Annotated in this window: 15 protein-coding genes, 1 pseudogene and 1 riboswitch; all 16 genes and pseudogenes read left to right on the top strand. The window is 42.3% G+C overall.

Annotated features, from left to right (window positions below):
* Positions 1-47: 47 nt before the first annotated feature.
* The 16 genes and pseudogenes from feoB (at position 48) to BHF69_RS07695 (ending at position 13928) form a co-directional block, all read left to right on the top strand.
* Positions 48-2201, top strand: a complete 2154-nt coding sequence (gene feoB / locus BHF69_RS07770) for a ferrous iron transport protein B (RefSeq protein WP_075670453.1) — start codon at positions 48-50, stop codon at positions 2199-2201.
* 38 nt (positions 2202-2239) lie between these two features.
* Positions 2240-2413, top strand: coding sequence for a FeoB-associated Cys-rich membrane protein (locus BHF69_RS07765; RefSeq protein ID WP_075670451.1), 174 nt, complete (start codon positions 2240-2242; stop codon positions 2411-2413).
* 84 nt (positions 2414-2497) lie between these two features.
* Positions 2498-3685, top strand: coding sequence for a metallophosphoesterase (locus BHF69_RS07760; protein ID WP_075670449.1), 1188 nt, complete (start codon positions 2498-2500; stop codon positions 3683-3685).
* A 253-nt stretch (positions 3686-3938) separates the two neighbouring features.
* Entirely contained in the window at positions 3939-4523 is a 585-nt protein-coding gene (mobA, locus tag BHF69_RS07755) for a molybdenum cofactor guanylyltransferase (RefSeq protein WP_075670447.1), read from the top strand.
* Entirely contained in the window at positions 4498-4980 is a 483-nt protein-coding gene (gene moaC, locus BHF69_RS07750) for a cyclic pyranopterin monophosphate synthase MoaC (RefSeq protein WP_075670445.1), read from the top strand. The genes mobA and moaC overlap by 26 nt, the downstream gene beginning before the upstream one ends.
* Entirely contained in the window at positions 4980-5951 is a 972-nt protein-coding gene (gene moaA, locus BHF69_RS07745) for a GTP 3',8-cyclase MoaA (RefSeq protein WP_075670444.1), read from the top strand. The genes moaC and moaA overlap by 1 nt, the downstream gene beginning before the upstream one ends.
* 5 nt (positions 5952-5956) lie before the next feature.
* Positions 5957-6445: a MogA/MoaB family molybdenum cofactor biosynthesis protein gene (locus BHF69_RS07740; RefSeq protein ID WP_075670443.1), complete on the top strand. Its 489-nt coding sequence runs from the start codon at positions 5957-5959 to the stop codon at positions 6443-6445.
* A gap of 10 nt (positions 6446-6455) precedes the next feature.
* Positions 6456-7193 carry a Type 1 glutamine amidotransferase-like domain-containing protein gene (locus tag BHF69_RS07735; protein ID WP_075670442.1) on the top strand — a complete coding sequence of 246 codons (738 nt, stop codon included), beginning with the start codon at positions 6456-6458 and terminating at the stop codon, positions 7191-7193.
* 13 nt (positions 7194-7206) lie between these two features.
* Positions 7207-7359: riboswitch (molybdenum cofactor riboswitch) on the top strand.
* Between the two features lie 152 nt (positions 7360-7511).
* On the top strand, positions 7512-8540 hold the full coding sequence (locus BHF69_RS07730; protein ID WP_075670441.1) for a molybdopterin-binding protein: 1029 nt from the start codon (positions 7512-7514) through the stop codon (positions 8538-8540).
* A 2-nt stretch (positions 8541-8542) separates the two neighbouring features.
* On the top strand, positions 8543-9742 hold the full coding sequence (locus tag BHF69_RS07725) for a molybdopterin molybdotransferase MoeA (RefSeq protein WP_075670440.1): 1200 nt from the start codon (positions 8543-8545) through the stop codon (positions 9740-9742).
* Positions 9724-10083, top strand: a pseudogene (mobB, locus tag BHF69_RS14750) (molybdopterin-guanine dinucleotide biosynthesis protein B); the annotation flags it as partial. The gene BHF69_RS07725 and the pseudogene mobB, both read left to right, overlap by 19 nt.
* Positions 10084-10155: 72 nt before the next feature.
* A complete protein-coding gene (locus BHF69_RS14745; protein ID WP_075671783.1) occupies positions 10156-10584 on the top strand; it encodes an MOSC domain-containing protein in 429 nt (142 codons plus the stop codon).
* A gap of 35 nt (positions 10585-10619) precedes the next feature.
* Positions 10620-11423: a molybdate ABC transporter substrate-binding protein gene (modA, locus tag BHF69_RS07710; protein ID WP_075670439.1), complete on the top strand. Its 804-nt coding sequence runs from the start codon at positions 10620-10622 to the stop codon at positions 11421-11423.
* Between the two features lie 23 nt (positions 11424-11446).
* Positions 11447-12121 carry a molybdate ABC transporter permease subunit gene (gene modB, locus BHF69_RS07705; protein ID WP_075670438.1) on the top strand — a complete coding sequence of 225 codons (675 nt, stop codon included), beginning with the start codon at positions 11447-11449 and terminating at the stop codon, positions 12119-12121.
* Positions 12122-12125: 4 nt separating this feature from the next.
* Entirely contained in the window at positions 12126-13085 is a 960-nt protein-coding gene (locus tag BHF69_RS07700; protein ID WP_075670437.1) for a sulfate/molybdate ABC transporter ATP-binding protein, read from the top strand.
* Between the two features lie 63 nt (positions 13086-13148).
* Positions 13149-13928, top strand: coding sequence for a ZIP family metal transporter (locus tag BHF69_RS07695; RefSeq protein WP_242946132.1), 780 nt, complete (start codon positions 13149-13151; stop codon positions 13926-13928).
* The last annotated feature ends 10 nt before the right edge of the window (positions 13929-13938 follow it).

Genomic DNA, 13938 nt, shown 5'->3' with positions numbered 1-13938 from the left:
TAAGAAAGATGAAAAAATAATTAGATATTTTTAAGGAGGATAGGAAAATGGCAATTACAATTGCTTTAGCAGGAAATCCGAACAGTGGAAAGACAACGTTATTCAATGCATTAACTGGTGCAAATCAGTATGTTGGAAACTGGCCAGGAGTGACTGTAGAAAAGAAAGAAGGAAAACTAAAAGGAAATAAGGATGTTACCATCACCGATCTACCAGGTATTTATTCTTTATCACCTTATACATTAGAAGAAGTAGTAGCAAGAAATTATTTGATCAATGAAAGACCAGATGCAATTTTAAATATTATAGATGGGACCAATATTGAACGAAATCTGTATTTGACTACACAGCTGATGGAATTGGGAATTCCGGTTGTGATGGCAGTAAATATGATGGACATCGTAAGAAAGAATGGCGATCAGATTTACATTGATAAATTGGCCAAGAAGCTTGGATGTAAAGTGGTGGAGATTTCTGCATTAAAAGCAGAGGGAGTCAAGGAAGCAGCAGATCTTGCAGTGAAGCTTGCAACTGCCAAAGAAGCAATGAAGCAGGTGCATGCTTTTGACGAAAAAGTAGAAAAAGTGCTTTCTTCTATTGAGATGAAGTTAGGCTATGAAGTGGCAGAGGAACAAAAACGATTCTTCGCAGTGAAGCTTTTGGAAAAGGATGATAAGATTGAAGAGCAGTTAAGCCAGGTGCCGGATGCATCTGCTGAGATTGCGGAAATCGAAGCAGCCATGGACGATGATACAGAAAGTATTATTACAAATGAACGATATATCTATATCTCATCTATTATCGGTGAATGCTATAAGAAAAAACACACAGGAGAAAAATTAACTGTTTCAGACAAAATAGATAAAATTGTAACAAATCGTATTTTAGCGCTTCCAATTTTTGCAGCTGTGATGTGGTTGGTATATTATATTTCTGTAACTACAGTAGGAACCATCGTTACAGACTGGACCAATGATGTATTATTTGGAGAAATTATTCCTCCGGCTGTTGAAGGAGTGTTAACAAGCATTGGGTGCGCAGCGTGGCTGCAGGCACTGATTCTGGATGGCATTGTGGCCGGAGTTGGAGCAGTGTTGGGATTTGTTCCTCAGATGCTGGTATTATTTATCTTCTTGGGATTTTTAGAAGGCTGTGGTTATATGGCCCGTGTCGCTTTTATCATGGACCGAATTTTCCGTAGATTTGGATTGTCTGGAAAATCTTTTATTCCGATCCTGATTGGTACTGGATGTGGAGTTCCGGGAGTTATGGCTTCCAGAACCATTGAAAATGAACGAGACAGAAGAATGACGATTATGACAACAACCTTTATTCCTTGTGGAGCGAAGCTTCCAATCATTGCACTGATTGCAGGTGCCTTGTTTGGTGGAGCTTCCTGGGTGGCACCAAGTGCTTATTTTGTTGGAATCGCAGCAATTATCTGTTCTGGTATTATTTTAAAGAAAACAAGGATGTTCGCTGGTGATCCGACCCCATTTGTCATGGAATTACCTGCATATCATATGCCAACGCCGGGAAGCGTATTAAGAAGTATGTGGGAACGTGGATGGTCCTTTATCAAAAAGGCAGGTACGATCATTCTTCTTTCCACGATCTTAGTGTGGTTCACGTCTTATTTTGGATGGGTAGATGGACAATTCCGAATGTTAGAGACAATGGAATTAGACCATAGTATCCTGGCTCGTATTGGAAATATATTTGCGTGGGTCTTTGCGCCTCTTGGATGGGGCAACTGGAAATCTGCTGTGGCAGCCATTACAGGATTAGTTGCAAAAGAAAATGTGGTAGGTACCTTCGGTATCCTGTACGGCGTGGAAGAGGTTGCAGAAGATGGAGTAGAAATCTGGAGAACACTTGCCGGAAGCATGAGTCAGCTTGCAGCATATTCCTTCCTTATATTTAACTTATTATGTGCACCTTGTTTTGCAGCAATGGGGGCCATTAAGCGTGAAATGAACAGCACAAAATGGTTCTTATATGCTATCGGTTATCAGTGCCTGTTAGCTTATGTGGTATCACTGTGTGTATATCAGATAGGAACTCTGGTAACCGGTGGTGGATTTGGAATTTTTACGGTCGTTGCAATTGCATTATGCATCGGATTTGTATATCTGCTATTCAGACCATATAAAGAAAGCAAAAGATCAGACCTTTACATAAAAACAACAATAGGATTATAATGAATCTGATATTTTTGGAGGTGGAAAGGAGGATTATAGTGGGAACGATCGTAGTAGGAGCAATCCTTATTGTTATTGTCGCATTGATCATACGAAGTATGATTCGAGATAAAAAAGCAGGCAAATCCATTCACTGTGGTGGAGAATGCAAGAATTGTGGTGGCTATTGCCATCAGATAAAACATACAGATGGTGAAAGACAAGATAGCTAATGCATAGATTCTTTCTATAAAATATGTTATAATACTGAATATGACGCAGCGGGTACATCCTTTGAATCGAAGGTTGGAGGAATTATGGAAGTAATTTGTAATCAGGAATATATCAAACTGGCAGTCAGTTCAGATCTTCATCTGCTATCGAAAAGTCTTTATGATGATGGAAAGGCTTTCAGCAGAATGTATTATAACAGTGATGGAAAACAGACAAAGAATGGGGAAAAGTTAATTGATGAGATGCTTTTCGAGGTGCAGCAGCAACAACTGGATGCATTGATTTTGACAGGAGATCTGGCACTCAACGGGGAATTGGTGAGTCATAAGGAATTGATTGAAAAACTAAAGATGGTAAAGCAGAATGGTGTTCCTGTCTTTGTACTTCCTGGAAATCATGATATCGGTCATCCAAATGCAAAAGGATATCGAGGCGATGATACCTATGAAGTTCCATCGATCAATGAGGTGCAATTTAAGGAGCTATATTATGAATTTGGCTATGCACAGGCATTTTCCATAGATTCGGCAAGTCTGAGTTATGTGGTTCCCTTATCTACTAATATATGGTTATTTTGTCTGGATAATTGTGCCAGGGTCGAAGAGAAGCCATTAAGATATGGAGAATTAAGGGAAGAGACGTTTGGCTGGCTGGAAGAAAATCTGAAAAAAGCAAGGAAATATGGAGCTTATCCGTTGGTTGCAGGGCATTACAATCTTGCATATCACAACCTGATTTTTCGGGAAAGCTTTACCATGCGCAATCATGAAAGGGTTGCCATGCTGTTAAAGAAGTATGAGACGTCTTTATTTTTAAGTGGTCATATGCATATGCAGCATATGGAGCAGCAGAATGGAATTATGGACATTGCTACGTCCTCACCGTGTACTTATCCACATCAATATGGAATACTTACGATAGAAGATGGAAATCATATCATCTATCAGACACAACAGATTATGATGTCTCAGAAAATGAGGGCAGATTATCGAAGGTTTTATTACAATAATTTTATTCGCCAGGTTTCTAAGGAATTGGAAGGTGCAGATGAAATTCCAGATGTGGTCAAGTTAGAGATGTCTGTTTATGCAGCGCGACTCAATATGTACTATTTCTCAGGGGACTTTTATGAAATCTGCGATGAGATCAAGAATGCCCATGGATGGAAATTGTGGGAGCAGTATGGTGAGAATATCGCCTTCTTTACATATTTAAAGAGTATTTTACATGATTCTATAAGAAATCATAATATTTATGTGCAAAAAGGATGAATGGTGATGAAGAATAAAATGAATAATGGAAATGATTCCGTGACGAGTGTCACGGAATTTTTTATGGAATAGGAAATTTCTTTTCCTATTCCATAAAAACACTCCGTGAGGATCGCACTGCGGCGGATAGGAGGATGTCGCAAGAGCGATCCGCCGCAAGCGTAGAATCCTGCAGAGCAGGATTCTTTTTCACAGAGAATCAAACAATGATTCTAAAATATGTATGTAGTGCTAAATAGAAAGGAAATAGAAAATGATCGCAGGATACATATTAACAGGCGGGAAAAACAGAAGAATGAATGGAAAGAAAAAGCTGTTCTTAGAATATGGAGGAAATTCCTTCTTGCAGCATATCCTGAATGCACTGCAGGGATTTTCTAATATTTATTTATCTGTGGAGAACGAAGGACCATACAAAGGACTTGGTATGCCCATGATTGTTGATCAGTATCCTGATCTGGGGCCTATGGGAGGTATTTATTCTGGCTTGATGGCTTGTAAGGAAGAGGCACTATTTGTTACTGCGTGTGATATGCCCTTATTGAATCAGGAGACAGTAGAACGAATCCTGGCAGTATACAGGGCAGAGAAGAAGGTAACCGTTGTACAAACGGGGCAGCAGATCCACCCATTACTGGGAATTTATCCAAAGGAGGTTCTTCCGGTCCTAAAGGAGATGATCCAGGAGAAAAATTATCGAATGATGGATTTCATTGCCCGAACAAAACCATCTGTGATACAATTAGAAAATAACAAGGCAGTATACAATATCAATACGCCAAAAGAATATGAGAGATTAAGAGGAGATTGGGATGGAAGAGAAGTTAAGTCATTTTGATCAAAAAGGGAATGCTATCATGGTAGATGTGTCAGAAAAGAATGTGACCAGACGTGTGGCCATTGCCTCAGGCAGGATAAAGGTAAATCGGCAGGTGATGGAAGCAGTTACGAAAGGAACTGTGGAAAAAGGCGATGTGCTTGGTGTTGCAAGAGTGGCAGGAATTATGGCAGTAAAGCAGACATCCCATCTGATTCCCATGTGTCATCCACTTTTTATTCAGAAATGTTCCATTGACTTTGAGATTGATGAAGCTGCCAGTGAGATCAAGGCTCAATGTATGGCGAAGCTGGAAGGGAAGACAGGAGTAGAGATGGAAGCATTGACGGGAGTGTCCGTGGCATTGCTTACCATATATGATATGTGTAAGGCCATTGATAAATCCATGGTGATTACCGATGTAAGACTGGAAGAAAAAACCGGTGGAAAAAGCGGGACTTATAGAAGGGATGCATAATGAAGGATAATTACGGAAGAAAGATTGATTATTTAAGAATATCGATTACAGACAGATGTAATCTTCGATGTACCTACTGCATGCCGGAAGAAGGAATTACCTGTATGAGCCATGATGAGATCTTAACGTATGAAGAGATTGAGATAATCTGTCGGATGATGGCAAAGATCGGATTAAAGCATGTAAAAATTACAGGAGGAGAGCCGCTGGTGCGAAAGGAATGCTGGCGGCTGATAGAAAAGCTGAAGCAGGTACCGGGAATTGAAACAGTCACTCTTACGACCAATGGAATTTTATTAGAAGAGATGGCAGAGAGGCTTGTTCAGGCAGGCGTTGATGGAGTGAATATCAGTATCGACACGCTGAATAAGGATGCTTATGCAGCCATAACCAGAGGTGGAAACATCGATCAGGTGCTCAAAGGCTTAGAAGCCATATGCACCTATCCACAGGTGACGGTAAAGATAAATTGTGTCTTAAATGGAGAAGACTGGAAAGAGACAGCGGTTTCCATGGCCCAGATAGCTAGAACGAAATCCGTCCATGTGCGTTTTATAGAATATATGCCAACGGTTTTCGGAGGAGAAGAACAGAGAAGGACCCAGGAACAGGTGAAAGAGGTCCTGGAAGAAGTCTTTGGAAAGATGAAAGAGTGTAAAGAAGAAAGACCATTGGGATTTGGACCATCAGACTATTATCAGCTGGATGGGTTCCAGGGAAAAATTGGATTCATCAGTGCAGTCAGCCATAAATTCTGCGAGAATTGCAATCGGATTCGTCTGACTGCGGATGGAAAGCTGAGATTATGCCTGCAGTCCGCTGATATGGTGGATTTAAAGACGCTGATTCGCCAGGGAAGAAAGCTGGAACTGGCAGCAGTGATTCAGAATGCCGTTCGTCATAAACCGAAAGAGCATCATTTTGAAACAAAAGAGATCGAGACGAAAAGTATGTCACAGATTGGAGGGTGAGCAGGATGAGAGTTGCAGTTATTACATCCAGCGATTCTGGCTATGCCGGAGAGAGAGAAGATTTAAGTGGACCACGTGTACAGGAAATTGCAAAGTCCTTTGGTGCTCAGATTGTATATACGAATCTGCTTCCAGATACAAGAGAAGTGCTGGAAGAGGAATTGAGGAAGATTTGTGATGAGCATCTGGCAGATTTGATTCTGACCACAGGAGGTACTGGATTTTCTATACGGGATTGTATGCCGGAGGCTACCCTTTCCGTATCCGAACGGGTGGTCCCGGGAATTCCGGAGGCCATGAGAGCTTATAGCATGCAGTTTACAAAGAGGGCTATGCTCAGTCGTGCTGCAGCAGGAATTCGAAAGCAGACTCTGATCGTGAATCTGCCAGGAAGTCCAAAGGCTGTTGAGGAATGTCTGGAATTCATATTTCCAGAATTGGAGCACGGAGTGGAGATATTGACTGGGAAAGCCAAAAACTGTGCTCGAAGTTAAGGAGGAAAGTATGATACTATTTTTAACCAGCAGTCCATGTACCAATGATATGCCAGAAGGGGTTGAGCTTCCGTGCATTTTAAATGAGGACAATGGATTTGTTGAGCAGTTAAAGAAGCATTGGAAACCGGATAGCAGATGCCTGATCATCAGTGCAGATCCAACCAACTACGGAATGAACGATGAGATGGCAGATACTTTTTTTGGGGCATTTTCTTATCATGGACTGACACTTTCGGATATGGTAATCTGTGATGATCGTAATGCAGGAGAGATTGCCGCCTTCTTAAAAGAAAGTGACGTGATAATTCTGGCAGGTGGACATGTACCGACCCAGATGGAGTTTTTTGATCGTCTTGGATTAAGGGAACTGATCCAGGAGTTTACTGGAATTGTAATCGGAATCAGTGCAGGAACCATGAATTGTGCCACATGGGTATATGCACAGCCAGAGGAGGAGGGAGAATCCGTAGATCCTGATTATGTTCGATTTTTCCAGGGATTAGGACTTACGAAAATTAATGTGTTGCCACATTATCAGAATGTGAAGTATAATATACTAGATGGCAAACGTCTATTTGAGGATATTACCTATGGGGATAGCTTTGGAAATGAATTTTATGCATTGGTAGACGGAAGCTATATCCTGGTGGAGGAAGGAAAAAGTGTTCTTCACGGTACGGCATATCGCATTAAGGATGGAGAGCTTAAGCGAATCTGCATTTATGGAAATCAAATAGATCTTTGATAAAGAGCAAAAATAGAATCATTGACTCCGAGCGAAGTAATCTAAGGGCAACGCCTATGATTATGAGCCGTCAGCTTCCATATATATATCTGGAAGGACTGGCCGGGGTTGGGATGGAAACAGACCAGCCTTCCCTTTTTGAAAAGGAGCCTTAAGAGACTGCCGCAGGCGGTCTTGTTGTAGTACTTAAAAGGCTGTATTTCAGAGGAAATATGGCTTTTTTATTATATTTTTTTACGCAAAAAATGAAACAAGTTCCTTAAGGATTGAGTAACTTAGAGGCGGACTTATCCGCGGTAGAGATAGAAGGAGGAGCAGATGAAACTGATTGAAACGAAGAATGCGGTGGGGCATGTGATCTGTCATGATATTACCATCATTATAAAAGATAAGATTAAGGATACAGCCTTCCGTAAAGGACATATTGTAAAGGAAGAGGATATTCCGGTACTGTTATCCATTGGCAAGGATCATTTATATGTATGGGAAAAGGATGCAGCCATGTACCATGAGGATGAGGCAGCCGTTATTCTGGCAGATGCCTGTGAAGGGCCTGGCATGAAACGCTCCAACCCGAAGGAAGGAAAGATCGAAATCAGTGCTGCAGTAGATGGTCTGCTTCAGATTGATGTGGAACGCCTTTGCAGAATTAATTCCCTGGAGCATATGATGATTGCTACCAGACATACCAATACGGCAGTAAGGGCGGGAGATAAGCTTGCAGGTACCAGGATCATTCCATTGGTCATTGAAAAAGAAAAAATGCAACAGGTAAAGGCAATCGCAGGAAAGGAGAATCCACTGCTGACCATCCACCCCTTTGTCCGAAAGACAGTAGGAATCGTAACAACTGGAAATGAAGTATTCTATGGACGAATCCAGGATACCTTTACGCCAGTGATCCGTCAGAAAATGGAGCAGTATGACGTGGAGGTCACAGGACATCATATTGTGGGCGATGATCAGGAAAAGATTACAGAGGCGATTCTTGATTTAAAGGCAAAGGGAGTCCAGATGATTTTGTGTACTGGAGGTATGAGCGTAGATCCGGATGATCGGACACCGGGAGCCATTAGAAAAAGTGGAGCTAAGATCATCTCTTATGGTGCACCGGTGCTTCCGGGGGCCATGTTTTTGCTTGGATATTTTGCCGATGGAACGCCTGTATTGGGACTACCAGGCTGTGTTATGTATGCCAAAGCGACTATTTTTGATCTGGTGCTTCCAAGAATTCTTGCGGATATCACGATTACCCGAGAAGAGTTGGCAGTAATGGGACATGGAGGACTTTGTCTGGGCTGTGATGTATGCCATTATCCAACCTGTGGATTTGGAAAAGGAGTATAGGAATGGTAAAATTGGAAGAAGCAAGAGAAATTTTGCGAAAGAACATACATCCCATAAAAGAAATGGAATGTGTTCCCATCATGGACTCCATTGGACGTATTTTAGCTCAGGATGGAGTTGCTATATTTGACCAGCCGCCATTTCCGAGATCTCCTCTGGATGGATATGCGGTAAAAGGGCAGGATACGACTGGTGCCAGTCAAAAGGAACCAAAGGTTTTTCAGGTAATCGGAAAAATCTATGCCGGGCAAGTATTTGAAGGAAAAGTAGGAGTAGGTCAGGCGGTCAGAATTATGACAGGAGCACCCATACCAGCAGGAGCTGATACGGTCATCCGTCAGGAGGATACTGATTATGGAAGAGAGTATGTAACTATATATCAGGAATCAGCGCCCTATGAAAACTATTGTGATCAGGGAGAAGACTACCGAAGAGGAGATCGATTGATCTCAAAAGGCAGAAAGCTGGATGGAGCAGCAGTGGCCGTTCTGGCAAGCATGGGTATTGACCAGGTTTGGGTGTATCGAAAGCCAAGAGTTGCGGTGATTTCCACTGGAGATGAGGTAATGCAGCCAGGGATGGATTTGCAGCCGGGGAAAATTTATGATTCCAACCTTCACTATATTTGTGGTCGTTTAAAGGAGAAGAATCATCCACCGGTATTGTATGAGCACTGCATGGATCGACCGGAGGAAATGGCAGCCCGTATCAAAACAGCCATACCTCAGGCAGACCTTATTATTACTACAGGTGGAGTATCTGTAGGAGAAAAAGATATCATGCATCAGGTTATGAAACTGTTGTCCGCGGAGAAGTTATTCTGGCAGGTTGATATAAAACCTGGAGCCCCTACGCTGGCTATGGTATGTGATCATACATTGATCATTAGCCTGTCGGGAAATCCTTATGGTGCAGCTGCCAATTATGAGCTTTTGGTGAGAAGTGTACTTGAGAAGCTGACTGGAGATTCTACCTGGGAATTGCAGAGAAAAGAAGCGGTTCTACAGAATCATTATGGAAAACGAAGGGGTGTCCGAAGGTTTTTACGAGGCTGGGAGGAAGAGGGAAAAGTATGGGCAGTTCTTGGCAATCAGGCTTCTGGCGTGTTGTCTTCCCTCCTTTCTAGTAATTGTCTCATTGAGATACCAGAGAATATGGAAGGCGCCAAAAAGGAGGAAAAGGTATGGATCCATATAATTTAAGAAAACAGCCATATGTATTTGCCATTTCCGGCTATAAGAACAGCGGAAAGACGACGATGATTACCAGACTCCTTCCAGAGCTTAAGAGACGGGGATATCGGGTAGCAGTGGTCAAGCATGATGGACATGACTTTGAAAGCGATGTACCTGGTACCGATAGCTGGAGGCATCAAAAAGCCGGTGCTTATGGAACGGCGGTTTTTTCAAAGAATCGGATCTTAATTACTAAGGAATGGGAAGATGTCAATGAGAAGATGCTGTTTCAGGCATTTCCGGAAGCGGATATCATACTCTTAGAGGGAATGAAACATAGCGGCTATCCCAAATATGTTTGTAACTATCCACAGGAAGAATTAAAATCAGAAAAAGAAATCGCAGATAGGATTGAAAGAGGAATGAAAGGAGAACCATCTATGGGGATCGTAAAAGCAATCTGCATCAGTGAAAAGAAAGGAACCCAAAAGTATCCCATTGATCAGGTAAAGGTTATAGAAGATTTTGGATTGGAGAAGGATGCACATGCGGGAAAATGGCACCGTCAGGTAAGCCTGTTATCCTATGAGAAAATCGAAGAATTCAGAGCTAGAGGGGCCGAAGTGGAGTTTGGTGCGTTTGGAGAAAATCTGGTCATATCCGGCTATGATTTTAAGAACGTGCCGGTGGGAACCAGATTTCAATGTGGCGATGTTATCCTGGAGTTGACTCAGATTGGGAAAGAATGCCATCATGGATGCCAGATTTTTCAGAAAATGGGAGATTGTATTATGCCCCGGGAAGGCGTATTTTGCAAAGTTTTGCATGGCGGCAGAATAAAAACAGGAGATGAATTTATCTTGTTGTAGAAGATGAAAACTCATGTAACAAAGGAGAATATGGAATGAAGAGATTAAAAAAGTTGATTGCTTTATTATGTGTGCTGCTAATGGGATTTGCATTGACAGCCTGTGGAGGAAGCAAGGAAAGTGATACGAAGACAGAAAATAAGACAGAGATTCATATTCTGGCAGCAGCCAGCATGACAGATGTTTTAAATGAGCTTGGAAAATCCTACGAAAAGGAACATCCAGATGTAAGGCTTACTTTTACGTATGATTCTTCTGGAACACTACAGACACAGATTGAAGAAGGTGCGCCTGCGGATGTGTTTCTTTCTGCAGCTACCCAGCAGATGAATGCATTAAAGGAACAGGGACTTATGGAGGAGGATAGTATTATACGATTACTGGAGAATGAAGTAGTCCTGATCAAACCAGAAGGATCTGACCTGGATATTCAGACCTTTGAAGATGTTGCTACAGATAAAGTGGAAATGGTAGCAATCGGCAATTCAGATGTTCCGGTAGGGCAGTATACGGAAACCATTTATAAAAACATGGGCTTGTGGAAAAAGATTAAGGAAAAGGCAAATCTGGGAACCAATGTGCGTCAGGTCTTAGACTGGGTAGCAACGAAGAATGTAGACTGTGGAATTGTGTATGCAACGGATGCTGCCATTGAAGATCGGGTGGAGGTTGTATGTGCAGCCCCGGCAGACAGCTGTGAGCCGGCTATTTATCCGGCAGGTGTAGTGAAAGCAACGGAGCATGAGGAAGAAGCACAAGAATTTTTAGATTTCCTGAAAACAGATGAGGCGAAAAAAGCCTTTGAAAAATATAAATTTACTTACATTTATTCAGAATAGCTTTACACATCGAGGAGGGAAATATGGATTTCACACCGATTCTATTATCATTAAAAACGGCAGTGGCAGCTACATGCATTACCTTTTTTCTTGGTATTTATGCAGCATGGAAAACCGCCAACATGAAATACGGAAAAGGGATATTGGATGCAATATTTACCCTTCCTATGGTATTACCTCCTACCGTAACGGGTTTCTTTCTGCTTGTGTTTTTTGGGAAGAATTCTCTGGCAGGCAGGGTTCTGATGGCACACGGATGGGGACTGATTTTCACCTGGCAAGGAGCAGTGGTAGCTGCAGTGGTAGTATCATTTCCATTGATGTATCGAACGACGCGAAGTGCATTTGAACAACTGGATGGAAATCTGCTTGCAGTAGGAAGAACACTGGGATTATCAGAAACAAAAATATTCTGGAGGGTGGTATTTCCCAATTGTTTTCCAGGAATTTTAGGGGCTTCTATCTTAAGCTTTGCCAGAGCAATGGGAGAATTTGGAGCAACTATTATGATCGCAGGTAATATTCCCGGCAGGACACAAACAGCAGCATTGGCGATTTATACAGCTATGCAGACAGGAAATCGGGAACAGGCATATCAATTGGTGGGAATGATCATTCTGATTTCTGCCTTAGCCATGCTGGCTATGAATGGAGTAAATAAATGTCAGGCACATCTTGTTCGAAAAGGGGGGAATTAGCAAAATGGAAGTCATGGTAGAAATTGAAAAGACGATCGGTGAGTTTCATTTGCAGACCTCCTTTACGGCGGAAGCCGGAGCAATCTTTGGATTGTTAGGAGAAAGTGGATGCGGAAAAAGCATGACGTTAAAGTGCATCGCAGGGATTGAGACTCCAGATAAGGGGCGAATTCTTCTAAATGGCCGGACACTTTTTGATTCTGAAAGAGGAATCAATCTGCGGCCACAAAAACGGAAGATCGGATACTTGTTTCAGGACTATGCCCTTTTTCCTAATTTAACGGTCTGGGAGAATATTGCCATTGTTTTAAAGGATAAAAAGCAGACCCAACAATATATAGAACAATTTTACCTGAGTGGATTGGAAAAACATAATCCATCCATGTTGTCAGGAGGACAAAAGCAGCGTTGTGCGCTGGCCAGGATGATGGCGTCAAAACCAGAGCTGGTTTTACTGGACGAGCCTTTTAGTGCCGTCGATCGCAATCTGAAGTGGAATCTGGAACTTCAGATTATGGAAATACTGGAAGAAATAAAAAAGCCGGTGATTTTTGTTTCTCATGACCGGGATGAAATCTATCATTTCTGTCATAAGATAGGGATACTAGAGCAGGGGTCCATGCGGGAAGTGGGAGAGCGAGAGGAAATTTTTGCACATCCAAAAACTGTTGCTGCAGCAAAGATCATGGGATGCGAGAATTTATTTTCCATACCGGGCAGCAGGGATTCTTATGTTGGAATTCCTTCAGAGGCAGTCCGACCAGCATTGCCTGGAGAGGAAGCCCAGATAAGAGGATGGGTAGAAAAGATTTTCTGTGAAAAGGATGAGATGATTTTTGTTATTATGACAGAACAGGGAAGATTTTGGTATAGAACTTCCAGAGAACAAAAGGATGTAAAAAGGGTTGGAGAAGAGATTGGCTTTTGGATTGACAGAACAAAGATCTGGTATCTATCTATGTAACAAAAGGAACCTTTAGAGCGCTATTGTATAGTATGGTTATAAGAAAGTTTTATAAGGCTGTGAATGATGAGAATAACATTAGTAGTCTTAGCGGGAATACTGTTTCCTTTTCTTATGACCACATTAGGTTCTGCTGTAGTGTTCTTTTTTCAGAGAAAAATGACAGAATGGATGGAAAGGGTATTTCTTTCCTTTGCAGCAGGCATTATGATTGCTGCATCCTTCTGGTCGCTTTTGTCACCGGCCATTGAACAGGCCAAAGAAGGGGCACTGCCTTCCTGGATGCCGGTGGGCACTGGATTTTTCCTGGGTGGTATGTTCCTGTTGTATTTTGATCGTGTACTCACACGATTGCCTGCTGTCAGTATGAAAAAGGGGCATAGGTCGAAAAGACAATCCACGGTATTGATCACGGCTGTGGTATTGCATAATGTCCCGGAGGGAATGGCAGTGGGACTTAGCTTTGCAGGAGCAGGAAGGCATCAGATTGCCATGTCGGCAGCATTTGCCCTTGCCTTTGGAATTGGAATTCAGAACATACCGGAGGGGGCAGCAGTATCTCTGCCTCTTAGAAAGGACGGAAGTAGTGTATGGAAATCCTTTCTATTAGGAGCGTTATCCGGACTGGTGGAGCCGATCTTTGGGATTTTTACGTTGTTCATGGTTTCCAATGTGGAAAAAGTCATGCCATGGCTGCTTTCCTATGCAGCAGGGGCCATGATCTATGTAGCTACGGTAGAATTGATTCCGGAGGCCCATTCCGATGCGGACCATCTGGTGGAGGCTCTTGGGATTGTGGGAGGATTTCTTCTGATGATGATTCTGGATGTGGCTTTGGGATAGAAAAAATGCC

Origin of the sequence: Anaerostipes sp. 992a (assembly GCF_001940245.1) — a bacterium.
GTDB lineage: Bacteria > Bacillota > Clostridia > Lachnospirales > Lachnospiraceae > Fimousia.
The sequence above is the reverse complement of the archived record's forward strand: the minus strand, read 5'-3'. Positions and strand labels throughout refer to the sequence as shown.

Bases quoted from the DNA above. Each gene is read 5' to 3' on its own strand.
- feoB (WP_075670453.1), top strand. From the start codon at position 48: ATGGCAATTACAATTGCTTTAGCAGGAAATCCGAACAGTGGAAAGACA.
- BHF69_RS07760 (WP_075670449.1), top strand. From the start codon at position 2,498: ATGGAAGTAATTTGTAATCAGGAATATATCAAACTGGCAGTCAGTTCA.
- mobA (WP_075670447.1), top strand. From the start codon at position 3,939: ATGATCGCAGGATACATATTAACAGGCGGGAAAAACAGAAGAATGAAT.
- moaC (WP_075670445.1), top strand. From the start codon at position 4,498: ATGGAAGAGAAGTTAAGTCATTTTGATCAAAAAGGGAATGCTATCATG.
- moaA (WP_075670444.1), top strand. From the start codon at position 4,980: ATGAAGGATAATTACGGAAGAAAGATTGATTATTTAAGAATATCGATT.
- BHF69_RS07740 (WP_075670443.1), top strand. From the start codon at position 5,957: ATGAGAGTTGCAGTTATTACATCCAGCGATTCTGGCTATGCCGGAGAG.
- BHF69_RS07735 (WP_075670442.1), top strand. From the start codon at position 6,456: ATGATACTATTTTTAACCAGCAGTCCATGTACCAATGATATGCCAGAA.
- BHF69_RS07730 (WP_075670441.1), top strand. From the start codon at position 7,512: ATGAAACTGATTGAAACGAAGAATGCGGTGGGGCATGTGATCTGTCAT.
- BHF69_RS07725 (WP_075670440.1), top strand. From the start codon at position 8,543: ATGGTAAAATTGGAAGAAGCAAGAGAAATTTTGCGAAAGAACATACAT.
- BHF69_RS14745 (WP_075671783.1), top strand. From the start codon at position 10,156: ATGGGGATCGTAAAAGCAATCTGCATCAGTGAAAAGAAAGGAACCCAA.
- modA (WP_075670439.1), top strand. From the start codon at position 10,620: ATGAAGAGATTAAAAAAGTTGATTGCTTTATTATGTGTGCTGCTAATG.
- modB (WP_075670438.1), top strand. From the start codon at position 11,447: ATGGATTTCACACCGATTCTATTATCATTAAAAACGGCAGTGGCAGCT.
- BHF69_RS07700 (WP_075670437.1), top strand. From the start codon at position 12,126: ATGGAAGTCATGGTAGAAATTGAAAAGACGATCGGTGAGTTTCATTTG.
- BHF69_RS07695 (WP_242946132.1), top strand. From the start codon at position 13,149: ATGATGAGAATAACATTAGTAGTCTTAGCGGGAATACTGTTTCCTTTT.